General features: G+C 63.3%; 15 protein-coding genes and 3 rRNA genes. 1 reads left to right on the top strand and 17 read right to left on the bottom strand.

All coding sequences use genetic code 11. The annotated features are described in order from the left end of the window. Positions 1 to 4: 4 nt before the first annotated feature. The 7 genes from rimI to radC all read right to left on the bottom strand — a co-directional run bounded on the left by rimI (position 5) and on the right by radC (position 8,319). Positions 5 to 469: a ribosomal protein S18-alanine N-acetyltransferase gene (gene rimI, locus HKW67_RS04590; RefSeq protein WP_206044603.1), complete on the bottom strand. Its 465-nt coding sequence runs from the start codon at positions 467 to 469 to the stop codon at positions 5 to 7. After that, complete coding sequence (tsaB, locus tag HKW67_RS04585) at positions 466 to 1,194, bottom strand: tRNA (adenosine(37)-N6)-threonylcarbamoyltransferase complex dimerization subunit type 1 TsaB (RefSeq protein WP_171224267.1); 729 nt, start codon at positions 1,192 to 1,194, stop codon at positions 466 to 468. Before tsaB ends, rimI begins: the two co-directional genes overlap by 4 nt. Before the next feature lie 50 nt (positions 1,195 to 1,244). Beyond that, entirely contained in the window at positions 1,245 to 2,687 is a 1,443-nt protein-coding gene (locus HKW67_RS04580) for an HD-GYP domain-containing protein (RefSeq protein WP_171224266.1), read from the bottom strand. A 119-nt stretch (positions 2,688 to 2,806) separates the two neighbouring features. Next, positions 2,807 to 3,280, bottom strand: coding sequence for a tRNA (adenosine(37)-N6)-threonylcarbamoyltransferase complex ATPase subunit type 1 TsaE (gene tsaE / locus HKW67_RS04575; RefSeq protein WP_171224265.1), 474 nt, complete (start codon positions 3,278 to 3,280; stop codon positions 2,807 to 2,809). Beyond that, positions 3,270 to 5,369 carry an excinuclease ABC subunit UvrB gene (gene uvrB / locus HKW67_RS04570; protein WP_171224264.1) on the bottom strand — a complete coding sequence of 700 codons (2,100 nt, stop codon included), beginning with the start codon at positions 5,367 to 5,369 and terminating at the stop codon, positions 3,270 to 3,272. The genes tsaE and uvrB overlap by 11 nt, the downstream gene beginning before the upstream one ends. Positions 5,370 to 5,434: 65 nt before the next feature. Beyond that, positions 5,435 to 7,609, bottom strand: a complete 2,175-nt coding sequence (locus tag HKW67_RS04565) for a RelA/SpoT family protein (RefSeq protein WP_171224263.1) — start codon at positions 7,607 to 7,609, stop codon at positions 5,435 to 5,437. Beyond that, entirely contained in the window at positions 7,606 to 8,319 is a 714-nt protein-coding gene (gene radC, locus HKW67_RS04560) for a RadC family protein (RefSeq protein ID WP_171224262.1), read from the bottom strand. Before radC ends, HKW67_RS04565 begins: the two co-directional genes overlap by 4 nt. A gap of 102 nt (positions 8,320 to 8,421) precedes the next feature. Here radC and HKW67_RS04555 point away from each other — a divergent pair, with 102 nt between their 5' ends. Next, positions 8,422 to 9,969, top strand: a complete 1,548-nt coding sequence (locus HKW67_RS04555) for a pyridoxal phosphate-dependent decarboxylase family protein (protein ID WP_171224261.1) — start codon at positions 8,422 to 8,424, stop codon at positions 9,967 to 9,969. A gap of 84 nt (positions 9,970 to 10,053) precedes the next feature. On the opposite strand, the gene rrf is transcribed toward HKW67_RS04555, so the two are convergent. The 10 genes from rrf to HKW67_RS04505 all read right to left on the bottom strand — a co-directional run bounded on the left by rrf (position 10,054) and on the right by HKW67_RS04505 (position 25,654). After that, positions 10,054 to 10,170: ribosomal RNA gene (rrf, locus tag HKW67_RS04550) — 5S ribosomal RNA — on the bottom strand. A 206-nt stretch (positions 10,171 to 10,376) separates the two neighbouring features. Next, positions 10,377 to 13,323: ribosomal RNA gene (locus HKW67_RS04545) — 23S ribosomal RNA — on the bottom strand. 379 nt (positions 13,324 to 13,702) lie between these two features. After that, a 16S ribosomal RNA gene (locus HKW67_RS04540) occupies positions 13,703 to 15,226 on the bottom strand. The 16S, 23S and 5S rRNA genes sit together here, the layout of an rRNA operon. Positions 15,227 to 15,928: 702 nt before the next feature. Continuing rightward, positions 15,929 to 17,245, bottom strand: a complete 1,317-nt coding sequence (locus HKW67_RS04535; RefSeq protein WP_171224260.1) for a hypothetical protein — start codon at positions 17,243 to 17,245, stop codon at positions 15,929 to 15,931. Positions 17,246 to 17,255: 10 nt separating this feature from the next. Next, the gene (locus HKW67_RS04530) at positions 17,256 to 17,996 is read right to left on the bottom strand and encodes a hypothetical protein (protein WP_171224259.1); all 741 of its coding nucleotides are present in this window, start codon (positions 17,994 to 17,996) and stop codon (positions 17,256 to 17,258) included. Positions 17,997 to 18,232: 236 nt separating this feature from the next. Next, the gene (secA, locus tag HKW67_RS04525) at positions 18,233 to 21,559 is read right to left on the bottom strand and encodes a preprotein translocase subunit SecA (RefSeq protein ID WP_171224258.1); all 3,327 of its coding nucleotides are present in this window, start codon (positions 21,557 to 21,559) and stop codon (positions 18,233 to 18,235) included. A 48-nt stretch (positions 21,560 to 21,607) separates the two neighbouring features. Continuing rightward, positions 21,608 to 22,246: a nicotinate (nicotinamide) nucleotide adenylyltransferase gene (nadD, locus tag HKW67_RS04520; protein ID WP_171224257.1), complete on the bottom strand. Its 639-nt coding sequence runs from the start codon at positions 22,244 to 22,246 to the stop codon at positions 21,608 to 21,610. 19 nt (positions 22,247 to 22,265) lie between these two features. Continuing rightward, on the bottom strand, positions 22,266 to 23,114 hold the full coding sequence (locus HKW67_RS04515) for an outer membrane protein assembly factor BamD (protein WP_171224256.1): 849 nt from the start codon (positions 23,112 to 23,114) through the stop codon (positions 22,266 to 22,268). A gap of 58 nt (positions 23,115 to 23,172) precedes the next feature. Continuing rightward, on the bottom strand, positions 23,173 to 24,531 hold the full coding sequence (locus HKW67_RS04510; protein WP_171224255.1) for a nucleotide sugar dehydrogenase: 1,359 nt from the start codon (positions 24,529 to 24,531) through the stop codon (positions 23,173 to 23,175). Between the two features lie 10 nt (positions 24,532 to 24,541). After that, on the bottom strand, positions 24,542 to 25,654 hold the full coding sequence (locus HKW67_RS04505) for a DegT/DnrJ/EryC1/StrS family aminotransferase (RefSeq protein ID WP_171224254.1): 1,113 nt from the start codon (positions 25,652 to 25,654) through the stop codon (positions 24,542 to 24,544). Between the last annotated feature and the right edge of the window lie 3 nt (positions 25,655 to 25,657).

Below are 25,657 nucleotides of genomic sequence, written 5' to 3'. Positions count from 1 at the left end.
GGGGCTATTCGAACGCCGTCACGTCGCGCCGCAGCACGAGCGCGTCTTCGAGCGGGCGTCGGTAGTACCCTCGGCGGCGCCCTACGGCCACGAATCCACGGGACGAGTAGAGCGCGCGAGCGGCCGCGTTCGACTCACGAACCTCGAGAAACATCGAGGCGACCCCGGCCTCGGTGCCGGCGGCGATTGCATCGTCGAGCAGGCGCGCCCCCACCCCGCGCCGGCGAATGCCAGGGGCCGTCGCAATATTCGCGATCTCTGCCTCGTCGGCGGCCTGCAGCATGATGCAGTATCCGATAATCCCGCCCGAATCGTCGACGGCGGTGGCCATTCGCGAAAACGGATGCGCCAACAGCTCGTGAAACGACGTTGCCGGCCACGGGTCGCTGAACGCGAGCGCCTCGATCGAAGCCATGGCCGGAACATCGTCGGCCGTCGTGGGCCGAATCGCGAAGAGCGGCGCGGTCATGAAGCGCCGAGGGAGGGCAATGTCGCCCCGTGCGACGCTTCCCATTTGACCTGCGCTTCCGCCAGACGACCGTACTGCGGCTCCCAGCTATCCAACGGCACGGCCTGCGTCCACGCCTGCCGTGCGACGCGCAGAAGGTGCGACGACCAGGGTGTCACCACGAGTGACTCGCGTTCGGGCACGGGCGACGAGAGCACGGCCAGGCGTGGTCGTGAACCGACATGCTCGTCGAGCTCGTGAAGCGTCATGCGTCGGAGCGCGGACTGGGCGTGCACGTGGCCATTCTCGTCGAACATGACGTCCAGGACGTAACGCTCTCCCCGTAGGGCATCGCCGTGTACCACCGCGCGACCGGCAGGGAGCGATTCGCCGGCATCCGACGCAGCCAACAACAACGACGAAACGGCGAACAGCGGCACGGATGCCCCGTGGGCCAGACCCTTCGCCAGCGACGCCGCGATGCGCAACGACGTAAAACTTCCTGGGCCTTCTCCGCAGACGATGCCCAGGAGTTGGTGCGGGACTACGTCGGCCGCTTTGAGGAGCGATTCGACCGCTGGGAAAAGCCGATCCTCCCGCCCGGCACCCATGGCGACGGGGTGCATCGCGACGAGTGCTCCATCGGCGATCAGCGCCACCGAACCGGCCGTCGTCGACGCTTCGAGCACGAGGAGCCAACCGAGCGGGAACGCCGATGACTTCTGAGGAAGAACGGGTTCGGACATACACAGAGTCTAGCGCGCCCACCGAATGTTCCCCAGCCCTTGACTGCGCGCTACGCCACGCTGGCGATGCGGGAGAACTTTGCGGGCTCCTGACGGAGCTGCGGAAACGGGTCCTCGCGTCCCTCTGCCAACACCGCGAAGGTGCCTCGTTCAGCCAGTGCCACCGCCGCGTCGAACACGTGGCTATCAAAGCCGGTGCCCCGATCGCGACGCATGATGTCGAGCACGACCGGCACCTCCAACCCAGCGCGATATGGTCGATCGGCCGTCAGCGCTTCATAGACGTCGGCCACCGCCAGCACTCGGGACAGCAGGCCGAGCTGGGAGGCATCCAGCTTCCAGGGGTAGCCTTTGCCGTCGAGGCGCTCGTGATGCTGCGCGGCCTCCTGAGCGAATCCGTTGAACGCACTGACGCGCTCGAGGATTTCCCACGTCCATCGCGGATGCTTCCGGATCTCGCCGAATTCTTCGTCCGTGAGTTTGGCCGGCTTGTCGAGGATCCGATTCGAGACGCCAAGCTTGCCGATGTCGTGCAGCAGACCGGCGCGGAGCGTATCCCGGCACATGTCAGCGTCGGCCCCCATCGACATGGCGATACCCACCGCGTAGCGCGCGACGTTCGTCGAATGCCGAGCGGTGTACGGCGTCTTTGCGTCGATCACCGCGGCAAATGCATACGCAATTCCGTCGAGCCGCTCGTCGGTGGCGTGGAGTGGAGTACCGCCCGGCTCGAGTGCCAACACCGCCTGGTCGAGGTTCGCGCTGTCGGCAAGCCCAGCCCACCACGTACGATCGCGCTTCCACGTCCCGACCAGATCGACCATCCTCGGATCGAACCAACGGCCGCTTCGCTGCCGCGTCATCTCAATCGCCGCGTCGATGCCGTTCTCGCTCCAATAGGCCTCGAGCGTCTGCGCAATCAGCAGAATACGCGAGAGCATCGGAATTTCGTCGCCGGCGAGTCCGACCGGGTGACCCAGTCCGCACCAGTGCTCGTCAACGTGAGCGATCGCCTCGCTCGTTGCGGCGGGGAACCCGAGTACGAGCGCGATCTGGGCGCCGCGTTCGCATCGCGTCTGGATGATTTCCCGCGTCATGGACGGCGTACGCGCGATGCGCAAAAAGTGCGACACGCGGGCGATCGGATTTCGACCCACGCCGCAGTTCTTCGCGGTGCGCATTGCGAGCTTCCAGCGATCGTGCCAATCGACCAGACGCATGTCGCGCTTCACGTCCTGATCGTCGCTGCCGAACAGCGCCGACATGCGCGCCGCATTGCTGGAGCACCCCGAATCCTTCAAGAGGGCCGCGTAGTACAGTGCCCCCATCGTGTCGCCATCGAGATTGAGCTCGCGACCGAGGCGCATCGCGATCAGCGCGGTGCGGAGCGTGTGTCCAGGGCGCTGTCCCTCGGTGAGGTCGAGCGCGTATGTCAGCGCCGAGATCACTTCGGCGAGACGAATGAACGAGCCGCGTGGGCCGGCGACGGGCATGGCGATGACGCAAGGGATGCGGGAGACACCGACCGACATGCCGTGCCCCACCATTCCTCAGACGACGAGACACGTCGGACAGTCACCGGCGCGAACCCGATCCCGACATACCAGCCGATTCAGCGCATCGTGGGCGCGTGGATGCGGAGTAACCGCCGATCCGCGTTCTCCGGATCATGACCGAGCACCACGTGAATGGTGTCACGCGGCAGCGTATTCACGGCGCGATCGGGCCATTCGACCAGTAACACGGGTGCGCCCTCAACCAGCTCATCCCATCCCAACATCTCCAGCTCCGCGTCCGATCGGAGTCGATACAGATCGGCGTGAATGACGGGGCCTCGCGGTGCGTCGTACTGTTGAATGATGGAGAAGGTCGGACTCGTCACCGCCTCGATGGCAGCGACGCCGATTCCGACGCAGATCGCTCGCACCAGGGTGGTCTTGCCCGCTCCAAGGTCACCCTCGAGCGTGATCACTACCGGACGCGGGAGTACCGCCCCGAGTGCCCGTCCCCACGCCTCCAGCGAATCCCGATCGGGGGCGCGCGGAGCGCCTCGACCAAGCAGGTACCCTAGCGAGTCAGCGGCCACGCTTGCCTCCGGCGCGCCGCATCGGTGCGCTGCCGGGGGGGCGCTTGGGAGCGGCCGTGTTGCCGCGTGCCTGCTCCGGCTTCTCGCCGAGTGCGGTTCGGACTTCGAAGAGCTGGTCGCGCAATCGAGCCGCTGCCTCGAAATCGAGGGCGATCGCCGCTTCGCGCATGGCGACTTCCAGCTCCCCCACGAGTGTCTGCAGGTCCTCGCGCGAGCGCGGCGCACTCTCGGCGCCAAGTCGCTTGGTTGTCGGGGTGGCCTCCTCGTGCGGCGCGCGCGCGTCGGCGACCCGCGTAATTAACCGGACGTCATCGATGCTCTTGAGGACGCCATGCGGTGTGATCCCGTGCTTCTCGTTGTGCTCACGCTGAATCGTCCGACGACGATCGGTCTCGTCGATGGCACGCTGCATCGACCCGGTGATGCGGTCGGCATATAGGATCGCCATTCCGTTCAAATGGCGCGCTGCGCGTCCGATCGTCTGAATCAACGACCGATCGCTGCGCAGGAAGCCTTCCTGGTCGGCGTCAAGAATCGCCACCAGCGAGACCTCGGGCATGTCGAGTCCTTCGCGGAGCAGGTTGATGCCGATCAACACATCGAATTCACCGAGGCGCAACCCACGCACGATTTCCATGCGCTCGATGGCGTCGATATCGGAGTGCATGTATCGCACCCGAACACCCACCTGCTGCAGATAGTCGGTTAGGTCTTCCGACATCCGCTTGGTGAGCGTCGTAACCAGTACCCGCTCGCCCTTTCGCTCGCGAATGCGAATCTCGTGGAGCAGGTCGTCTACCTGCCCCTTCACCGAACGAATTTCCAGAACCGGGTCCAGGAGGCCCGTGGGGCGGATGACCTGCTCGACGACCACGCCTTCCGAGAGCTGCAGCTCCAGTTCCCCCGGCGTCGCCGAGACATTCACGAGCCGCGGAACCAACTGGATGAACTCGTCGAAGACCAGCGGTCGATTATCGAGCGCACTGGGTAGCCGGAATCCGTAGTCGACCAACGTGAGCTTGCGCGCGCGATCGCCGTTGTACATCCCGCGAATCTGCGGCAGCGACACGTGCGACTCGTCGACCACGACGAGATAGTCATCGGGGAAATAGTCGAGCAGACACGCAGGGCGCTCGCCGGCCGCGCGGCCGCTAATATGTCTCGAATAATTCTCGATGCCGGCGCAGGTGCCGATCTCGGCGAGCATCTCGAGATCGAAATTCGTGCGCTGATCGAGCCGCTGCGCTTCCAGCAACTTGCCCTGCGTGCGCAACTCGGCCAGCCGTTCCGCCAGCTCCTCACGAATAGCCACACTCGCCCGTTCGATCGTGGGGCGGTTCGTGATGAAGTGCTTCGCCGGATAGATCGCCATGCGCTCGAGCGTCGAGATCGTCTCGCCGGAAAGCGGGTCGATCTTGGAGATGCGCTCGATTTCGTCCCCCCAGAGCTCGAGTCGTACCGCCTGCTCTTCGTAGGCCGGATAGATCTCCACCGTGTCGCCTCGTACGCGGAACGTACCGCGATCGAATGCGACATCGTTGCGCAAATACTGAATGCCGACGAGCGCGCGGAGGATGTCATCGCGCGCGATCTGCTGGCCTTTCGATAGCGCGACCATGCGCTCACGATACGACACCGGATCGCCGAGGCCATAGATCGCGGATACGGTCGAGACGATGACCACGTCGTCGCGCTCCATCAACGACGACGTCGCCCGCAGCCGGAGTCGATCGATATCCTCGTTGATGCTCGCGTCCTTTTCGATGAACGTATCGCTCGAGGGGACGTACGCTTCCGGCTGATAGTAGTCGTAGTACGAGATGAAGTACTCGACCGCGTTCGTCGGGAAGAACGACTTGAGCTCACCGTACAGCTGCGCCGCCAGCGTCTTGTTGTGCGACAGCACCAGCGTCGGCCGCCCCCACTGCGCGATGACGTTGGCCATCGTCATGGTCTTGCCAGACCCGGTCACGCCGAGCAGCGTCTGAAAGCGGTCGCCCCTCGTCAGCCCTTTAGAAAGTTCGATGATCGCGCGCGGCTGATCGCCGGCGGGGGCGAAGGGACTCTGGAGTCGAAACGGGGCTGACATATCAGCAATATAGCGAGATCGGCTTTTCTTCGGGTAGCGTCCACGCCCCCAGCCGAGTCCGCCGGCTACGGCTCAGCCGTGATTTTCTCGCGTCGGGACACCGCCGCGATACCCTTGACGCGACGAGCCGCCTTCATGATGCGCTCCAGATGGGCGAGGTTCTCGACCTCGACCATGGCCGCCCCAGTGACGCGACCATCGGTCGTCTTCAGTTCCAGGCTCTTGATGTCGGTGCCGGTGGCGCTCACCGCCGCCGCCACGTCCGCATACAGTCCGCGACGATCGGTGCCTTCCATCGCGAGACGCACGATGAACCGCTCCCCTGCCATCTCGTGCCAATCGATGTCGAGCCGTCGCTCGGGCTCGTGCGCGAGCAGCAGCAGGTTCGGACAGTCCCCGCGGTGAATACTGACGCCGCGACCACGCGTGACGTAGCCAACGACCTGATCGCCGGGCACCGGCTGACAGCACTGCGAGTAGCGGACGAGCAACCCATCGGCACCCTGAATGCGGATACCCTTGCCGGTGCCACGCACCCGATCGACGAAGCGCTCGAGCGTACTTTGTTTCTCGACCGGTTCGGCTGTCTCGAGATCGGGGTGCAGCGCCTTCAGCACTTGCATCACGTGCACATCGCCGGCACCGACCGACGCGATGAGGTGCATCGCATCCTTCAGCTTGAGCAGCTTGGCGATCGGCTGCAGTCCATGGTCGTCGATCTTCGGCAGTCGGCGACGGCGCAACTCGCGCTCGATGATCTCGCGTCCAAGGCGCATGGCCGACGAACGCTCCTCGAGGCGCAGCATCTGCCGGATCTTGTGACGCGCACGACCCGTGCGGACATGCGACAGCCAGTCACGACTGGGCTTCGCGTTCGGATTGGTCAGGATCTCGACCGTCTCCGAGTTTTTCAGCTCGCGTGACAGCGGGGCGATGCGGCCGTTGACCTTCGCACCGGCGCAGTGCGCTCCGACCTGCGTGTGAACGGCAAATGCAAAGTCCAGCGGCGTCGCGCCCTTCGGCAACTGAATGACGTCACCGGTCGGCGTGAACACGAAGATCTCGTCCTGGTACAGATCGAGCTTCAGGAACTCGAGAAACTCGCCCGGCGTCTCGGCATCGAGCTGGAGTTCGAGGACCTGGCGGAACCACGCCAGCTGACGATCAAGATCATCAGCGCTGCGTGACGACTCTTTGTACAGCCAGTGCGCCGCAATGCCGAAATCGGCCGTGCGATGCATATCGCGTGTCCGGATCTGGATCTCGAACAGCTGGCGCCCCGGGCCAAACACCGTCGTGTGCAGCGACTGATAGCCGTTGGATTTCGGCTGCGCGATGTAATCCTTGATGCGCTCCTGTACCGGTGTCCAGCCGTCGTGGATCACGCCGAGCGCATGGTAGCACTCGAGCACGTTGGGCACGATCACGCGAATGGCCAGCAGATCGTAGATGTCCTCATACGGACGGTCGCGCTGCTGCATCTTCTTGTAGATCGACCACAAGTGCTTCGGACGGCCGGTGACTTCGACGTCGGCGATGCCGGCATCGGTGAGCCGCTTCTCGAGCGGCTCGCGCATCTGCGCGATGAGCTGCTCGCGCTCTCCACGTTTGGCCGCGACCAGCTTCGCGAGCGTTTTGTATGCATCCGGTTCGAGATGCTTGAAGGCCAGATCCTCGAGTTCCCAACGCACCTTCGCCATACCGAAGCGATGGGCCAGCGGCGCGTACAGGTCGCGCGTTTCCTGCGCGATCCGCCGGCGCTTTTCCGGCGCCAGATAGTCGAGCGTGCGCATGTTGTGCAGACGATCAGCCAGCTTGATCAGGATGACGCGGGCATCCTTGGCGATCGAGAGCAGCAGCTTGCGATAGTTCTCGACCTGCCGCTCTTCGCGGGACGAGAGCGGAAGGTTGGCGATCTTCGTCAGGCCGTCGACGATCTGCGCGATCTCCGTGCCGAACTCGCGCGCGACATCCTCAATCGTGATGTCCGTGTCCTCGACGATGTCGTGAAGCAGCCCGCTGGCCACCGTCGTCGTGTCGAGCTGCAGGTCGGCGAGGATGCGTGCGACTTCGATGCAGTGCGAGACATAGGGCTCGCCCGAATGACGCACTTGGCCCGCGTGGGCGACATCGGAAAACTTGTACGCGCGCACGAGCAATTCGTGGTCGAGCCGATCATAGGAGATATCGGCACTCGGCCCGAATCCGGGAATCATCTCGTGCAGCGCGATCGTTGTCACAGCAGACCTGCCTCCGCAAAGCTCACGTAGCGTCCTCGTCCCACAATGATGTGGTCGTGCACCGGGATATCTAGCAAGCGCCCGGCCGCCACCAACTGTTCCGTCACCGCCCGGTCTTCCGCCGACGGCGTCGGGTCGCCACTCGGATGATTGTGCACCAAAATGACCGCCGCTGCCCGTTCCGCGATTGCCTCGCGGAACACCTCCCGAGGATGCACCAGTGACGAGTTCAATAATCCCCGGGTGATCAGCACGTCGCGTTCGAGTCGATGCTGCGCGTCGAGAATCGCGACGTGGAACTCCTCCACCGGTGCATCCTGCAACCGAGGCGCGAACACCGCCACCACGTCACGGGGACCACGGAGCGGCACCCCCGCCTCACGTGCCTCGCCCGCCATGCGCCGACCGAGTTCGAGAGCCGCGTGCACCGCCGTCGCCCGTGCTCGTCCTACCCCGCGCACGCGTGTCAGAGCCGCCAGCGGCATAGACCCGAGCCGCCCGAGCGAACCACCCGCCTGCTCGAGCACGAGCTGCGCACAGGCGAGCGCCGATGCGCCCTTTCCACCGGAGCCGAGCACTGTGGCAATCAACTCCGTGGTGCTCAACGCCTGCGCGCCGAGACTCCGAAGTCGCTCGCGCGGGCGATCGACGTTCGGCATCTCTTTGATCTTAAGGGCAGCAGCGTGAGACTGGCTAGTCGGGACCGTCACGGATTCACTCCAGGAGAATGGGGAGATGGCTATCCCGACAGGATGTGGATCAGTGGCTGTTGCGACGGTACCGCCGCATCGCGAGCAGGCCCATTTTACCGAATGACCGCTATCCCGAGTGCCCAGACGTCCCCGCTGCCCCCCGGTACCGAGTCGTTCGATCCCGCGAACAGCGAGGCGTGGGAGGCACTTCGCGCACTCGGTCATCGCATGCTCGACGACATGCTCGATATCCAGTCGTCGTTGACGCATCGTCCCGCGTGGCAGGAACTACCGGCCACCAAGCGCCACCTGTTCGACGAGCCCGCTCCGATCGAAGGGATCGGTGCGGATGCCGCGTACGATCGTTTTCGCAGTCATATCCTGCCGTACGGCAACGGCAATTGGCATCCACGCTTCTTCGGTTGGGTGCAGGGTCAGGGCACCCCACTGGCGATGCTCGCTGAGATGCTCGCCGCCGGCATGAACCCGCATCTCGCCGGCTTCAACCATTCGCCACCGATGGTGGAACGACAGGTTGTCAGCTGGCTCGCCCAGCTTATGGGCATTCCGGGCGCTGGTGGGCTTCTGGTGACCGGAGGAACCGCCGCAAACACCCACGCCCTGGGCGTTGCCCGATTCGCCGCTGTACGCGCGCGTGGCGGCAATGTGCGCGAACACGGTCTGCAGCACTGGCCGGAGGGGCCGACCGCGAAGCCCTTGGTCTTCTACGGCTCGGTCGAGACACATGGCTGGGCGCGCAAGGCGGCCGAGTGGCTTGGGCTTGGTGATCGGGCATTCCGGCGCGTGCCGGTGGATGCCGCGTACGAGATGGATCTCGTGGCGCTCCGAGGCATGATCGAGCGCGATCGACAGAACGGCCTCGATCCCTTCTGTGTGATGGGGACCGCGGGCACCGTGAACACGGGGGCCACGGATGCGCTTCCGGCGATCGCGCAGCTCTGCCGTGACGAGTCACTCTGGTTTCACGTTGACGGCGCGTTTGGCGCGCTAGCCGTCCTGGCGCCGTCCGTGCGCGATCAGATGGCCGGACTGGAGCTCGCCGACTCGATCGCCTTCGACCTGCACAAGTGGGGCGCGATGCCGTTTGAATGCGCGTGCGTGCTGGTGCGAGACCCCGCTGTCAATCACGACACGTTCCGGGCGAACGCGTCCTATCTCGCCGAAACCAGCCGCGGCGTCAGCGCCGGGGGCGTGTACTTCGCTGATCGGGGGCTCGACCTGACTCGCGGATTCAAGGCGCTCAAAGTGTGGATGCAGCTGCAGGCAAGTGGGGTGGCGAAGCTCGGCCGCATTATCGAACAGAACGTGACACAGGCACAACACTTCGCGAGGGCGGTACTTGCGCACCCGTCGCTCGAGCTGCTTGCGCCGGCCCCGCTCAACATCGTGTGCTTTCGTTATCGCGCGGATGCGCTCGACGACGATACGCTGAATGTCATGAACGAGGAGCTGTTGCTGCGCCTGCAGGAGCGCGGCATCGCGGTGCCGTCGAGTACGCGCATCGGCGGGCGCTTCGCGCTCCGGTTGGCGCACGTGAATCACCGGACGACCGACGAGGACATGGCGCTCGTGTTGGCGGCCGTCACGGAGATCGGTGACGAATTGGTGGGCGAGTTGGTCGCCGCGCGTGCGCAGCGGGGTCCGTAGGCGCGCGGAGATTCGCGAGGTCTAAACACACAGAAGCCCCCGCCACCGGAATCCGTGAGGATCGGTGACGGGGGCTTCACAAGGTGCCGGCATCGGCCTACTCTCCCGCGGTCTCTCGACCGGAGTACCATCGGCGCTGCTTGGCTTAACGACCGTGTTCGGGATGGGAACGGGTGTGGCCCAAGCGCTCTAGATGCCAGCGATTTCTGTGCGCACTTGCGTGCGAAATCGGTCCTACAGGTCCATCGATTTTCAAGGCTCCGCGGTCGCCTGAGGGCGTCGCGCGCGTTGACAAACGGATCGGGAAGTGATCTTGGGTGGGCCGTCGCCGAAGCGAGGCGACCCTGACGTACGCATGCTTTGCGAATTCTGTTTGGTGTTGCTTGGTCCCCTGAAACAACCAGGGGGGAGTCAAGCCGCACGGGCGATTAGGACAGCTGCGCTCGGAACGCCTCGCGGCGCTTCCACGTGCTGCCTATCGACGGAGTAGTCTCCTCCGGCCCTTTAGGGAGCTCAAGGCTCCAGGGAGAATTCATCTTGGGGGGCGCTTCCCACTTAGATGCTTTCAGCGGTTATCGCCACCGATCATCGCTACCCGGCGTTGCAGCTGGCGCCACAGCCGGGACACGAGCGGATCGTCCGACTCGGTCCTCTCGTACTAAAGTCCGCTCCCCTCAATTCTCCAACGCCCACGACGGATACAGACCGAACTGTCTCACGACGTTCTGAACCCAGCTCATGTGCCACTTTAACCGGCGAACAGCCGGACCCTTGGGACCTTCTCCAGCCCCAGGATGTGACAAGCCGACATCGAGGTGCCAAACCGCGCCGTCGATGTGAACTCTCGGGCGCGATAAGCCTGTTATCCCCAGCGTACCTTTTATCCGTTGCGCGATAGCCGATCCACACCGGGCTACCGGATCACTACGGCCGACTTTCGTCTCGGTTCGACCCGTCGGTCTCACCGTCAGGCTGGCTTCTGCCGTTACACTCTATAGGCGCGATTACCGACCGCGCTGAGCCAACCTTCGCGCGCCTCCGTTACTCTTTCGGAGGCGACCGCCCCAGTCAAACTGCCCACCTGCCACGGTCCCGGATAGGGTTTGCCTACCGCGGTGAGGCGATCATACAGCACAGGGTGGTATTTCACTGGTGCCTCCTCGAGGGCTAGCGCCCCCGACTCACCGGCTCCCACCTATGCTACACAGTCCTATACAATCGCCAATGACAAGCTGCAGTAAAGGTGCATGGGGTCTTTTTGTCCTGTCGCGGGGACTCGGAATCCTCACCGAGACTGCTATTTCGCCGAGCGCGTGGTCGAGACAGTGCTCAAGTCGTTACGCCATTCGTGCAGGTCGGAACTTACCCGACAAGGAATTTCGCTACCTTAGGACCGTTATAGTTACGGCCGCCGTTTACCGGGGCTTCGGCTCAAAGCTTCGCCTTGCGGCTAACCTCTCCCCTTAACCTTCCGGCACCGGGCAGGCGTCAGTGCGTATACGGCGCCTTACGCGGCTTGGCACGCACCTGTGTTTTTGCTAAACAGTCGCTTGAGCCGATTCTCTGCGGCCTCCTCGAGCAACCAGAGCAAGTCTGGCAACCAAAGGGGGCATCCCTTCTTCCGAAGTTACGGGATCATTATGCCGAGTTCCTTGACCACGTTTCACTCGTTCACCTGAGGCTACTCGCCTAACCCACCTGTGTCGGTTTACGGTACGGACATCTCATAGTCTCCCCACCCAGCTTTTCTTGCCTGCCGACTCCACACGACTTGGCCTTAGGTTGCCCTGCAGCCTCGTACTCAGGTCTCGGCTTGCGCCTACGCCCTTGAACGGCCATCCACAAAGCCGCTCGCGCTTCGTTCCAGGGTCCCTGGATGCTTCAACGACTACAAGACGGGGCCGGAATTTTGACCGGCTATCCATCGACTACGCCTTTGGGGCCTCGCCTTAGGGTCCGCCTCACCCTGCGCTGATTGCCATGGCGCAGGAATCCTTGGGTTTACGGTGTGCGGGGTTCTCACCCGCATTTGCGCGTACTTAATCCGGCATCCTCACTTCCCTTCGCTCCATGGGTTGGTTTCCACCCCCACTTCAACGCACAGGGAACGCTCCCCTACCCCTCAGACAAAGTCTGAAGACCAAGCTTCGGCGGGCTGCTTAATCCCGACCATTCTCGGCGCCATCACGCTGGACTGGTGAGCTATTACGCACTCTTTCAAGGAATGGCTGCTTCTAAGCCAACCTCCCAGTTGTCTCTGCACGACGACATCCTTCGCTATACTCAGCAGCCACTTCGGGGCCTTAGCTGTGGTTCTGGGTTCTTTCCCTCTCGCCGCTGGACATTATCGCTCAGCGACTGCCTCCCGAGGTCCATCAGACAGGTATTCGGAGTTTGGTAGGGGTTGGTAGGGTCTACGACCCCCCGCGCCCTTCCAGTCGCTCTACCCCCTGCTGACACGCCTCGAGGCTCTACCTCAATAGATTTCGGGGAGAACCAGCTATCTCCAGGCTTGATTGGCCTTTCACCCCTACCCACAAGTCATCCGAATGGTTTTCAACCCATACCGGTTCGGGCCTCCACTAAGTGTTACCTCAGCTTCACCCTGCTCATGGGTAGATCGCCCTGGTTTCGGGTCGTACCCCCAGATACTCATGCGCCCTCGTTACAGGACTCGCTTTCGCTCTGGCTCCGCTGCTGAGCAGCTTAGCCTCGCATCTGAGGAGTAACTCGCCGGATCATAATGCAAAAGGCACGCAGTCAGCCGTGACACCTTGCGATGCCCAGCCTCCTACCGCTTGTAGGTATGTGGTTTCAGGATCTCTTTCACTCCCCGCACAGGGGTGCTTTTCACCTGTCCCTCACGGTACTCGTCCACTATCGGTCACATAGGAGTCTTTAGGCTTGGAGGGTGGTCCCCCCGGCTTCACGCCCGATTACTCGGGTCGGGCGTTACTCAGGAACTCTACTACGCAGTGTGCATGATCTTCGCCTACCGGGCTATCACCGTCTATGGCGCCCCGTTCCAGAGGACTTCGACTGACTTCGCACTGCGCGTCCGTAGGTCCTACAACCCCGGTCCCACAAGGAGACCGGTTTGGCCTGTACCCGTTTCGCTCGCCACTACTCGGGGCATCTCGTTTGATTTCTCTTCCTCAGGGTACTTAGATGTTTCAGTTCCCCTGGTTTGCTCCGCTTGCGCGGTGACCGGACTCGCGTCCGGCCGGGTTTCCCCATTCGGCCATCTTGGGATCAATGCGTGTGTGCCGCTCCCCCAAGCTTATCGCAGCTTACCGCGGCCTTCATCGCCTCTATGTGCCCAGGCATCCCCCACATACCTTCGTTCGCTTGACTCTTTCCCATCTTGTCAGGCAAACCATACGCTTTTCGAACAAGTAAAGCTGAAACATCACGCGATCTGCACCCTTGCGGGCCCAGACCTCGAAACGTTGCCGCCTCACTGAGGTTCTTCGTCCTAGCAGATTCGTCCCGGTTCGCCCGCTTGCGCGCACGAGATCCGCTGGAATCTGTAGTACCCACGATCACTTCCCACTTCCGTTGTCAAATAGCGCAGACACCGCTAGAGACCGTCACTCCGAAGAGCGGCGGTCAACAATCGAATTCGAGATCGAGGATGTGCAGAACGGGCGATATATCTGGGACTTTCAGTCTGCCATGGCGCCGGGTTGCCCCGAAGGGATCCCCCGCACCACCGACCTACTCATCACTCCAGAAAGGAGGTGATCCAGCCGCAGGTTCCCCTACGGCTACCTTGTTACGACTTCGCCCCAGTCACTGCGCTCGCCTTAGGCGGCTTGGCCCCTTGCGGGTTCCGGCACCGACTTCGGGCGCTCACAGCTTCCATGGCGTGACGGGCGGTGTGTACAAGGCCCGGGAACGTATTCACCGTGGCGTCGCTGATCCACGATTACTAGCGATTCCAGCTTCATGCCGTCGAGTTGCAGACGACAATCCGAACTGAGGCAGGCTTTGGGGATTGGCTCCGCGTTGCCGCTTCGCAGCCCTCTGTACCTGCCATTGTAGCACGTGTGTAGCCCCAGACGTAAGGACCATGATGACTTGACGTCGTCCCCACCTTCCTCCGGTTTGGCACCGGCAGTCTCTCTAGAGTCCCCGCCATGACGCGCTGGTAACTAGAGACAAGGGTTGCGCTCGTTGCGGGACTTAACCCAACATCTCACGACACGAGCTGACGACAGCCATGCAGCACCTGTGCATGAGCTCCGAAGAGGGGCCCCTGTTTCCAGAGGCTTTCTCATACATGTCAAGCCTGGGTAAGGTTCTTCGCGTTGCGTCGAATTAAACCACATGCTCCACCGCTTGTGCGGGCCCCCGTCAATTCCTTTGAGTTTCAACCTTGCGGTCGTACTCCCCAGGCGGGGTACTTAATGCGTTAGCGCCGGCACTCGGGGGGTCGCTCCCCCAAGCACCTAGTACCCATCGTTTACGGCGTGGACTACCAGGGTATCTAATCCTGTTTGCTCCCCACGCTATCGCGCCTCAGCGTCAGCTACTGCCCAGCAGGCCGCCTTCGCCACCGGTGTTCTTCCGGATCTCTACGCATTCCACCGCTACACCCGGAATTCCACCTGCCTCTACAGTGCTCTAGTCCACCAGTTCGCATGGCCGACTCGGGGTTGAGCCCCGAGCTTTCACCACACGCTTAGCAGACCGCCTACGCGCCCTTTACGCCCAGTGATTCCGGACAACGCTCGCACCCTCCGTATTACCGCGGCTGCTGGCACGGAGTTAGCCGGTGCTTCCTCACTCGGTACCGTCAGAGCCCTCGAAAAGGCTTGTTCGTCCCGAGCAACAGGGGTTTACACACCGAAATGCTTCATCCCCCACGCGGCGTCGCTGCGTCAGCCTTTCGGCCATTGCGCAATATTCCCCACTGCTGCCTCCCGTAGGAGTCTGGGCCGTATCTCAGTCCCAATGTGGCTGGCCATCCTCTCAGACCAGCTACCCGTCACCGCCTTGGTAGGCCGTTACCCCACCAACTAGCTGATAGGCCGCGAGCTCCTCTAGATGCCTCGAAAGTTTCCTCACCACCCGATGCCAGGTAGTGAGCGTATGCGGTATTACCCGGCCGTTGGGCCGGCTATCCCCCACATCTAGGCAGATTGCTCACGTGTTACGCACCCGTTCGCCGGTTACCCTTGCGGATCCCCTTGACTTGCATGTGTTAAGCACGCCGCCAGCGTTCGTCCTGAGCCAGGATCAAACTCTCCAATAGATAAGAATCTAAGTAGAATCTTGAGTGGCTCATCAGCGCGACCGACCGAAGTCGATCCAGCGCCGAATCACTTACTAATCAACAGATTTGATATCTCGCTGCAGCCCTGAAGAAGCCGCAGGTCAGTGATACCGTCCCGCACATCCATCGATCTCGAACTTCGATTGTCAAACAGCGATGCTACTTCCCTGCTATATGATCGCAACCGCTTGCGGCTGCGTCAGTTACCTTTTTCGTTTCGCCGCGTTCTCTGCGGCAGATCGTATTAATAAACCGCCGTGCTTCTCTCGTCAAGGCGTCCGGTTGAGCTTTTTTACGAGTTCGAAGCGCGTTCGTGACCAGCACGAATACCGCATCGCTCGCAGCCCGATCGGCCGCAGCGCGTCCACTGAAGGACTGCGCTTGCCGCGCTTCGCACCGGTCCCTGCTCGGCTATGCCTGAGGGACTGCGGCCCGCTGAAGCAACGACACACCAGCCAAAGCCAGTGAACGAGAACCCCCACACCTCCACAGGCATCGAAATGCCATGGTCGAGTCGGCTACGTTCAACCGTCTCGGCGGGTCGGGGATATAAACCCATCCGCAGCCGAGTGTCAACCGTTGAATGACAAATTGTGTCGTAGAGAAACAAAAAGGCGGGCAATCCTGAGGATTGCCCGCCTTTGTACCTCCTGCAGAAGGGAGGCATGTCATGGAAGCACGTTAATTCCCGCCGCTGCCTCGCGGCTTCGCCGTCCGACCAGCGTCACCGCCGCCGGAGCTGCTGCCCGCGCCTGAACTGCTGCCAGCGGAGCCTCCGCTTCCAGCGTTGCCGCCGCTGCGAGACGCACCCGATCCGTCGAACACGACCGGAGCCGGAGACGAAGAGCCACCCGAGTTGGCCCGCGTATATCCGCTTCCTCGGACCGCCCGGCCGGGATTGGAACGCGCCGCAGGGTCAGAATCGCCGCGATTGACGATGATGACGGGCGTGTTGCCCGGGTAGTAGCCGTTGCCGAAGCCGTACGGGCTGTAGAGTCCCCCGTAGCCGTACCGGAGGCTGTACGGGTCGAACGGGCTCAGGCCGTACTGCCAGCCGAGTCCCCACGCACCCAAACCGCCAGGACCGTAGCAGAAATCGTCCATCCGGCGGCAGCCTCCGCGCATGCGAGAGCTCGAGATGCCTCCGGTGAGCACATCGCCAGCCGTAGGCCGGCTGCGATCGGCGCCGGGCGTGCGAACGGCGAACGTTTCGGGATTGGAGATCGCGATCATCAGGTCGATCACGCGCGGCGGCATTCCACCGTCCGCCAACCGAACGAGTTCCTTGCCGCTCACCGCGAACTGTTGCCGTGTTTCGGTGAGCCAGGCTTCCGTGAGCGCGGCGGGAGCCACCTTCGCCACGGCGAGCACGTCGCGATTGAGGAGTGGCGCACCAACCGCGAGACGCAGCGACTGCGTCGACGGGGCCGCGCTGGCACCGAGGCGTGCCCACTCGCCGAGGGAGTCGACAACGTAGCGCAGCGTCATGACCGAGGTCGCAGAATTTCCGCCGACGTCCAGATGCTGTACCTGCATCCACTCGCCGGCGGACGACATTGTCATCAGTCCCGTCTCGAGCCGCTTCGCACCGCGACCGCAGGAAAGCTCCGCCTGCATGAGAAGCCGACGGTCATCCGGCATCCACGTCGCCGTCTCGGTGCCTGTGCAACCGTCGATCGACTTCGGCATGCGCGAACCGGGAAGCGGGACGGCCGCTCGCGTCGCCACATTGGCGCTGTCGAACACCACGAGATCGACGCTTCCGGAGATCGTCGAGGATGGTACGACGCAGGCCATGGAGGGTGGCTTGGGCGTCTGCCCTACCCCAGACCCTGTCGACTGCGCCGACGGTGTCCAGCAGCCCATCCAGGGCTGAAACCGCGGATCGACGGGATTCCCGGCGACCGTCTGTGCCGACAGCACTCCTGCGCACAGCATCGACGCGATCACCGTGACGCGCGCCGAGTGCAGCGCACCGACGTGTTGGATCGAAGTCATAAGGTCGTCCTCAGAAGCGGAAGAGTAAGCCGGCCGTGAGGCCGACACCGGACAGATCGATCGGCGAGAAATCTCGAAAATCGGAGCTGAGCGCACCACGCGCATGCTCGTACCGCAACTCGGCATTGAGACCGACGCGCGGCGTCAACGAGTACGTCGTCCCAACGGAACCGAACGCCATGGCCGACACATCGGTGGACTTGAGCGATGTGCGGAAGACGTCAAGCGTCTGGTAATCGACGAACTCCCCGTCCTGCTTGAACAGGTAGTACATCATCCCACCACCAGCGGCGACGTACGGCGACAACTTGCTGGGTACCCACGCCAACTTGCTGATGCTGCGACCCTCGGGACGCAGATGCAGCTTGAGCCCGGCCGTAATCGGAATGCGGCGGAACGTCGTGCGCTGCTCGATCGGCAAATCGTCGGTGCCAATGAAGTCACGATCCTCGGAGCGCTTCACGCGGGTGTTGATTCCCGTACCGAGCACCAAGTCGACGCGCGAATGAACGCGAAAGGCGAGATCGGTCGCGACCGAGAGACCACTGAAGTCACCGCGATCGACGGTGAGCCGGTCGGTGACGAAGGAAAAGACGTCACTGGAGGCGTTCGCCCGAGAAAAGCCGCCGCGAATGGACCATGTCGCGTGCGGCGGCGAGAACAAGAAACCGTCGCCGCCAGTGGATTGTGCAGGCAGCGAGACAACGGGAGCAAGTACGGCCAATAGGCCGCAGACAAACCTCGTACGCATTGGAGGCGCTCACGGAAAGGGGTTCCGTAAATATACCAGCACTTCACGGTTCCAGTTCCACCAGCCCTAGTTGGCCGATCTCGCCGCCCCCGGCGGCGTACCCGACGCGACCCCCCTCCGCCTCTCCGCTCCGTCGCGCCGGGCCAGGCCCGCTCGTGGGTTGCCCCACGTTGCGACATCCCCGTCAGCCGCCTGTCAGCGGCTGCGTCGGGATGGCCCAACCCGGCGCGGAGCGCCTAGAGATTCACCCCGTGGCACTTCTTGAACTTCTTCCCGGAGCCACACGGACAGGCGTTGTTCCGCGGCGTGGATTCCCACCCCGGCGGCAAGGATCCCCTGCCCACCTCGAGGGACCGCACCGGTCCGGCACCCACCACGGCCGGGGTACCGCGAACGACCGGCCGAGCCGGCGCCGCGCTTCCCTCGTCCGTCGCCTCGTCGAAGTCCTCGTCGAGTTCCTCGTCGATCGCGTCGACGAACTCGAGTTCCTCGGCCGGGATGTCCTCGAGAATACCAAGGGCGTTGTACCGCTTGGTCGGACGCGTGTCCTGCCGCGGGAAGTCGTCCATCGGTGGTGCCGGCTCGAAACTCTCCATCGGCGACGGCTCGAACACCAACTGCGCCTTGAGGAAGCGCTCGGTGAACGTGTTCGCGAGATCGTGCATCAGATCTTCGAACATCGTGTAGGCATCCTGCTTGTACTCGACGAGCGGGTCCTTCTGGCCCCACGACCGATAGTGAATCGAGGCGCGCAACTGGTCGAGATCATAGAGATGATCTTTCCACTTCTCGTCGATCACGTTGAGCGTGACGAGCGAGAGGAGGCGATCGGCGAAGCCCTGCCCGCTCTCGTCGGTGACCGCGTTCAGGCTGTCGAGCTTCTGGTCGAACGCCGCACGTCCAGCCTCGAGGGCGATCGACTGCGCTTCTTCGACCGACGCGGGACGCGCGTCGGCGGCGAAGCCCGGAACCTGAAGCATGTAATGCATCAGGAGATCCTGTTGCACATACTCGAAGTCCCAGTCCTCCTGCCTGTCGAAGGTGGCCAGCGCCTGCTCGACACGACGCTGCACACCGCGGTCGATCATCTTGAGCGCCTCGCCCTTGAGCTCTTCACCGCCCTCGAGCGCGAAGGCACGCAGCGAATAGATCACCTCGCGCTGCTGGTTCATCACGTCGTCGTACTCGAGCAGCCGCTTTCGCGACTGGAAGTTTTGCAGCTCGACGCGCTTCTGTGCCTGTTCGATGGAACGCGAGATCAACGGATGCGCGAGCACTTCGCCATCCTGCGCGCCCATACGATCCATCAGCTTGGCGATCCGATCGGACCCGAAGAGTCGCATCAGGTCGTCTTCGAGCGACAGAAAGAACTGCGACGCGCCGGGGTCGCCCTGACGGCCGGATCGTCCACGAAGCTGGCGATCAATACGCCGTGACTCATGACGTTCGGAGCCGATGATGTGCAAGCCACCGATCTCCGAGATCTCAAGCTCCTTGCCATCGGGATCGGTGACGGTCGAAGCCTTCGCCTCGGTGACGCCGGCCCCGAGTTTGATGTCGGTGCCGCGACCGGCCATGTTCGTCGCGATCGTGATCGCGCCTGAATGACCCGCGCCGGCCACGATCTCGGCCTCACGCTGGTGATACTTCGCGTTCAACACGTTGTGTTTGAGACCGGCACGCGCGAAGAGTCGTGCCAGTGTTTCGGATGCTTCCACGCTGGCCGTCCCGACCAGCACCGGATAGCCGAGCTCGTGGAGTCGCTTCGTTTCGTCGACGATCGCGTTGTACTTCTCGCGACGCGTCTTGTAGACGTAGTCCTGGCGATCATCGCGCGCGATCGGCCGGTTGGTCGGAATTACCGACACCGACAGGCCGTAGATCTCGTGGAACTCATTCTCTTCCGTTTCGGCCGTACCGGTCATACCGGCCAGCTTCTCGTACATGCGGAAGTAATTTTGAATCGTGATCGTGGCGAGCGTCTGCGTCTCGCCCTTCACCTGCACGCGCTCCTTGGCTTCGACGGCCTGGTGCAGCCCCTCGCTCCAACGCCGTCCCGGCATGGTGCGGCCGGTGAACTCGTCGACGATGAGCACCTGCCCCTCTTGCACGACGTAGTTCACATCGCGCTCGTACAAGGCATGCGCGCGCAACAGCTGATGGATGATGTTCAGTCGCTCGCTCTTGAGCGCGTACTCGCGCTCGATCGCGTTGCGCTGTTCGAGACGCTCCGCAGCCGAAATCTCGTGATCACGATCGAGCTTGCCGATCATGAGGGAGATATCAGGCAGCACGAACTGGTCGTGCGCATCAGGCGAGAGATAGTCGAGCCCCTGCTCCGTGAGGTGCACCGTGTGCCCCTTCTCGTCGAGCACGTAGAGCAGATCGTCTTCGATCTCGCGGTAGGTGCGCTTGCTCATCGGGAGCTTCTTGTCCGAAATGATGTCGAGCTCCATGCGTTGCACGAGCTGCTTCACCCCGGATTCCTGCAGCGCCTTCACGAGCCGCTTGTTCTTCGGTCCACCGAGCTGCGCCTTATACAGGTTGAGCGCGGCGCCCTGCTCGTCCTTCGTTTCCAGCGCGCGTTCGCCTTCGCCGACGAGGGTGTTCACCAGTTCGGACTGGCGACGAACGAGCCGTTCGACGGCGGTATTGAATTCCGCATAGCGGCCGTCGCTCTCGTTGCCGACCGGGCCGGAAATGATGAGCGGCGTACGTGCTTCGTCGATGAGGATCGAGTCGACTTCGTCGATGATCGCGAAGATGTGCGTGCGCTGCACGCGCTGCTCGAGCGACACGACCATGTTGTCGCGCAGGTAATCGAAGCCGAACTCGTTGTTGGTGCCGTAGGCGATGTCGCAGCCATACACGGCGCGCCGTTCGTACGTACCCGGCTCGGTGTCGTCGAGACAACCAACGGTGAGACCCAGCCACCGATAGAGGTGTCCCATCCACTGCGAGTCGCGACGGGCGAGGTAATTGTTGACCGTCACGAGGTGCGCACCGCGGCCCGGCAACGCATTCAGATACATCGGGAGCGTCGCGACGAGCGTCTTGCCCTCGCCGGTCGCCATTTCGGCGATCCGTCCGAGGTGGAGCTGGATACCGCCAATCAACTGGACATCGTACGGGACCATGTCCCACGTGAGCTCGTTACCGGTCACCATGACCGTGGAGCCCTTGAGTCGGCGGCACGCTTCGCGGACGGTCGCAAACGCCTCGGGAAGCAGCTCGTCGAGCACGTCGGCAATCGCCGTGCGCAGCTCGCCTTCCACGCCGCCGCGACCGTCGGCGCCCTGCAGTTCCAGGTCGATGCGCTCACGATCGGCGGAGTCGGCAGAGTCGTGCTTGGCCGACTTGAGCTCGGCGATGCGCTGCTCGATCGGTCCGATTCGTTCGGCCAGGATGCCGCGGAACTTGACGGTCTGTCCCTGGATCTCTTCGTCGGACAGCGAGGCGAGGCGCGCTTCGATCTCATGGATCTCGGTCAGCACCGGCTGCACACGCTTCCGTTCACGTTCGTGACGCGTGCCGAACACACGTCCAATCAAGCCCTTCAGCATACGAACCTCATGGCAAGGGCGTCGCGACCGCGAAGTCCCCGTACGCCATCAGGCGCGCGCTGGGCCCTCCGCAGCCGACAACTCCCGGGAATTCTCGAGATACAGTCCGGTGGTCGCTATGTACGTCGCCACGGCGTCAGGAACGAAGCCCCGAATGGAGCGGCTGTCCCGTACCCGTGCCCTGATTTCGGTTGATGACAGGTCGACGCGTCGCGTCGCCAGTCGTCGTGCCGTCGATGCTCCGACGCTCGCCAGCGGGACGGTGAGCGCGGCCACGTCGTGTCCACGGTCGGCGCGGTGCAGCACAATCAGCTGCACCATCGACAACAACCGAGTCACGTCGCGCCAACGCGGTAACGTGGAGACCACGTCATCGCCGACCAGCAGGTGAAGCATCGCCGACGGCCAACGTCGGCGCAAAGACTCCACGGTGTCAACCATGAAAGATAACCCGCCCCGATCAATTTCGATGGGGTCGACCTCAATGCGCGGGATCCCGCCGAAGCAGGCCTCGACCATCGCGAGCCGGTGTGCGGCAGGCGTCTGCTTCCCGTCCTTGAGCGGCTGTTGGGCCGCCGGAACGATGAGCAGACGCTCGAGCGCGAGCTCGTCGAGGGCATCCTGCGCCACCAGGAGATGGCCGACATGCGGCGGATCGAAGCTTCCGCCAAGGATGCCGATGCGCATGGTGGTCAGGCCGTGGGGGTCATCCGCGACGCGCCGGACCGGGGCGTGCGTAGGCGACGGGCGACAAGACCGCCGGCGGCGGCGCCTTGGCCGCGGTGGCAGAGTCGGCCGGTGCGGCGCCGCAGGCGGCTTTGACCAATACATCGCCGGGGTACGCGCGCCACATGGCCGTACACGTTTCGGCGGCGTCTTCTTTCCACCGAATCTTCGTGTACAGCTCGTGCAACCGGAGCCACGACAGGCGGGCCGCCTTCGTGCTCGGGTACGTGGTCACGACGTCCTTGAAGTAGATGATCGCCGGATCGATGGACCGCCGGACACGCACGTAGTGCACGCCGGTGTCGTAATCCTTCTGCGCCATCCACTCTTCGATCTGGACGATGCGCTTCTTGGCGTCGTCCGTTTCCTTGCTCTCCGGATACGACGACAACAGCGCGCGGAGGATCGAGACGGCCTTCTGTCCGTTCTCGGGATCGAGGGACGGCCGACGCCAGAGGCTCTGATAGCTGCGTCCGACCCCCAGCATCGCCGTCGGCGCGAGCGTGTCGTCGGGAAACCCATCGGTGATGCGCTCGAATGCCTGCGCCGCGAGCAGATACTCCTTCTGTCGCTCGTGTGACAGCGCCAGATAGAAGTAGGCCGGAGCCAATAGCGGATCCCGCGCCGACAGATCACTTGTCAGGCGCTCGAAGCCGATCTTCGCGTTGTCCCATTTCTGCCGCTGGAATTCCAGCAGGGACGCCCGGAAGAGCGCTTCAGGATTCGCGTAATCGCGAGGTTGGAAACCGCGAGAACAGCCGGCCAACGCTGCGGCAACGCCGAGCAGCATCAACAGGCGAAATTCAACGCGAGACAGTCGTTGACTCATGCGGACTCTGGTACCCGATCACCCGAACGCGGATCCGTTCCGCCGGCGGGAGCTCGGTTCATGATGTAGCGCCCACCGTCCGAGTGCCGGACGCCAGTGGGATAATACGGGCCCGCCCGGCCTTGAGTCCGGCCGTGACGTTCCGCGTGTCAACGAGCAGAGCGGCGTGATCCACGACGCGCTGGTAGTCGACATTCTTGTGGTCGGTGACGACGACGACCGCGTCCGCCCAACGCAGCATTTCATCGCTGAGTTCGACACCCTTGCGGCTATGCCCTTCCTCACGGAACTCGTGCACGAACGGGTCGTGGAACTCCACGTGGGCACCACGCTCCTCGAGCAGGCGGATCACGTCGAGCGCCGGGCTCTCGCGCACGTCGTCGATGTCGCGCTTGTACGCCACGCCAAGGACCAATACGCGACTGCCGCGCACGGCCTTCCGTACTTCGTTGAGTGCGTCAGCCACCTTCTGCACGACCCACTGCGGCATGTTGGAATTGATCTCGCTGGCGAGGTCGATGAAGCGCGTCTTGTAGTTGAGCGTGCGCATCTTCCAGGCGAGATAGTGCGGGTCGAGCGGAATGCAGTGCCCGCCGATGCCTGGGCCCGGCGTGAACTTCATGAAGCCGAACGGCTTCGTGGCGGCCGCGTTGATGACTTCCCAGACGTCCACGCCCAGTTTGTCACACACAATCGCGATTTCGTTCACCAGGCCGATGTTCACCGCCCGGAAGGTGTTCTCGAGCAATTTGACGAGCTCGGCCGCTTCCGGCGAGGAGACCGGGACCACCACGTCGATGCAGCTGGCATAGAGGGCGCTGGCCACCTCGACGCAGGCCGGCGTCACGCCGCCGACGACCTTGGGCGTGTTCTTGGTCTGGTAGATCGGATTGCCCGGGTCGACGCGCTCGGGGCTGAAGGCCACGAACACATCCTTGCCCACCGTGAGCCCCATCGCCTCGAGGCGCGGCTGCAGCAGTTCGCGCGTGGTGCCCGGGTACGTCGTGCTTTCCAGCACGACACACATGCCCGGATGCGCCTGCCGCGCGATGGCGTCGGCGGCGGCAAGTACAAAGGCCATGTCGGGATCACGCGTCTTGGACAGCGGCGTCGGCACAGCGACCGAGATCGCGTCACACTCCCCGATGCGCGACTCAACGGCGGTGGCGACGAAACTCCCCGCCGCGACCGCTTCCTGCACCACGGCGTTGGGAATGTCCTGAATGTGCGACTGGCCGGCCATCAGGAGGTCGATCACGCGCTGGCTTACGTCGTAGCCGATGACGCGAAAGCCGGCGTGCACAAACTCCATCGCGAGCGGCAACCCGACGTAGCCCAGACCGATCACGCCGATGACGGCGGTACGGTCCTGGATCTTCGAGAGCAGGTGGTCCTTCATCGACGGGGAATCGACCATGTCGTACGCCTCAGCGTCCAAAGAAGGCTCGCACTGCCCCGATTACTTCATCGACTTGCGCAGTGGTGAGCTCGGGGTAAACGGGCAGCGACAGCACTTCAAGCGCCGCGCGTTCCGACTCGGGGCACTGCCCCTGCTGGTACCCGAGATACGCGAAGCACGGCTGCAGATGCAGCGGAAGCGGATAGTACACGGAGCAGCCAATCCCGCGATCCTTGAGATGCGTCTGCAGCGCGTCTCGCTTCGGCACCCGGATCGTGTACTGGTTGTAGATGGACGTGTTGGCGGGATCGATGTACGGCGTGACCACATCGGCCAGATCGGCAAACGCCGCGTCGTAATAGGCGGCGTTCCGACGGCGCGCCGCGCTCCAGGACTCCAGATGCGGTAGCTTGGCGCGCAACACCGCGGCCTGCAGCGCATCGAGGCGGCTATTATAGCCTACGATCTCGTGGAAGTACGTTCGGCGGCTGCCGTGGGTGCGCAGCTTCATGAGCGCCTCGAAGAGCGCCTCATCCTGCGTGACCATCATGCCGCCGTCGCCGTACCCGCCGAGATTCTTGGACGGGAAGAAACTGTAGGTACCGATCGCGGCCGCTTCACCGGCCATCACCCTCGCTCCATCGATCAGCCGGCTCGCGCCGATGGACTGCGCGGCGTCCTCGATAACCGGGCGTCCTTGTGCCGCGGCGTTGACCTGATCGATCGCGGCCATCTGGCCGAAAAGGTCGACTGCGATGACGGCCTTGGTCTGTTCACCAACGGCGGCGCGAACCGCATCAGGCGCGATGTTGAAGGTGCGCGGATCGATATCGACGAAGACCGGACGCGCCCCGACGTTATGCACGGCACCGGCGGTCGCGAAAAACGTAAACGGCGTGGTCACGACTTCATCGCCAGCCCCGACGTCGAGCGCGCGGAGGGCCAGCAACAGGGCGTCGGTGCCGTTGGCGCAGCCCACGGCGTACTTCACCTGCGAGAGGCCAGCGACGCTGCACTCGAGCTGTGCGACGGGATCGCCGAGAATGAACGCCTGCTGATCCACGACGTCCATCACCGCAGCGACGACGTCATCGCGGATGGTGGCGTGCTGCGCCTTGAGGTCCAGAAGAGGAACGGCCATGAC

Source organism: Gemmatimonas groenlandica (assembly GCF_013004105.1).
GTDB classification, from domain to species: Bacteria; Gemmatimonadota; Gemmatimonadetes; order Gemmatimonadales; family Gemmatimonadaceae; genus Gemmatimonas; species Gemmatimonas groenlandica.
The sequence above is the reverse complement of the archived record's forward strand: the minus strand, read 5'-3'. Positions and strand labels throughout refer to the sequence as shown.

What these genes read in the sequence shown, in the direction of transcription:
- HKW67_RS04505 (WP_171224254.1), bottom strand. Translation starts at nt 25,654, where the DNA reads ATGGCCGTTCCTCTTCTGGACCTCAAGGCGCAGCACGCCACCATCCGC.
- HKW67_RS04555 (WP_171224261.1), top strand. Translation starts at nt 8,422, where the DNA reads ATGACCGCTATCCCGAGTGCCCAGACGTCCCCGCTGCCCCCCGGTACC.
- HKW67_RS04580 (WP_171224266.1), bottom strand. Translation starts at nt 2,687, where the DNA reads ATGCCCGTCGCCGGCCCACGCGGCTCGTTCATTCGTCTCGCCGAAGTG.
- secA (WP_171224258.1), bottom strand. Translation starts at nt 21,559, where the DNA reads ATGCTGAAGGGCTTGATTGGACGTGTGTTCGGCACGCGTCACGAACGT.
- HKW67_RS04515 (WP_171224256.1), bottom strand. Translation starts at nt 23,114, where the DNA reads ATGAGTCAACGACTGTCTCGCGTTGAATTTCGCCTGTTGATGCTGCTC.
- tsaB (WP_171224267.1), bottom strand. Translation starts at nt 1,194, where the DNA reads ATGTCCGAACCCGTTCTTCCTCAGAAGTCATCGGCGTTCCCGCTCGGT.
- uvrB (WP_171224264.1), bottom strand. Translation starts at nt 5,369, where the DNA reads ATGTCAGCCCCGTTTCGACTCCAGAGTCCCTTCGCCCCCGCCGGCGAT.
- nadD (WP_171224257.1), bottom strand. Translation starts at nt 22,246, where the DNA reads ATGCGCATCGGCATCCTTGGCGGAAGCTTCGATCCGCCGCATGTCGGC.
- HKW67_RS04510 (WP_171224255.1), bottom strand. Translation starts at nt 24,531, where the DNA reads ATGGTCGATTCCCCGTCGATGAAGGACCACCTGCTCTCGAAGATCCAG.
- HKW67_RS04535 (WP_171224260.1), bottom strand. Translation starts at nt 17,245, where the DNA reads ATGACTTCGATCCAACACGTCGGTGCGCTGCACTCGGCGCGCGTCACG.
- HKW67_RS04530 (WP_171224259.1), bottom strand. Translation starts at nt 17,996, where the DNA reads ATGCGTACGAGGTTTGTCTGCGGCCTATTGGCCGTACTTGCTCCCGTT.
- rimI (WP_206044603.1), bottom strand. Translation starts at nt 469, where the DNA reads ATGACCGCGCCGCTCTTCGCGATTCGGCCCACGACGGCCGACGATGTT.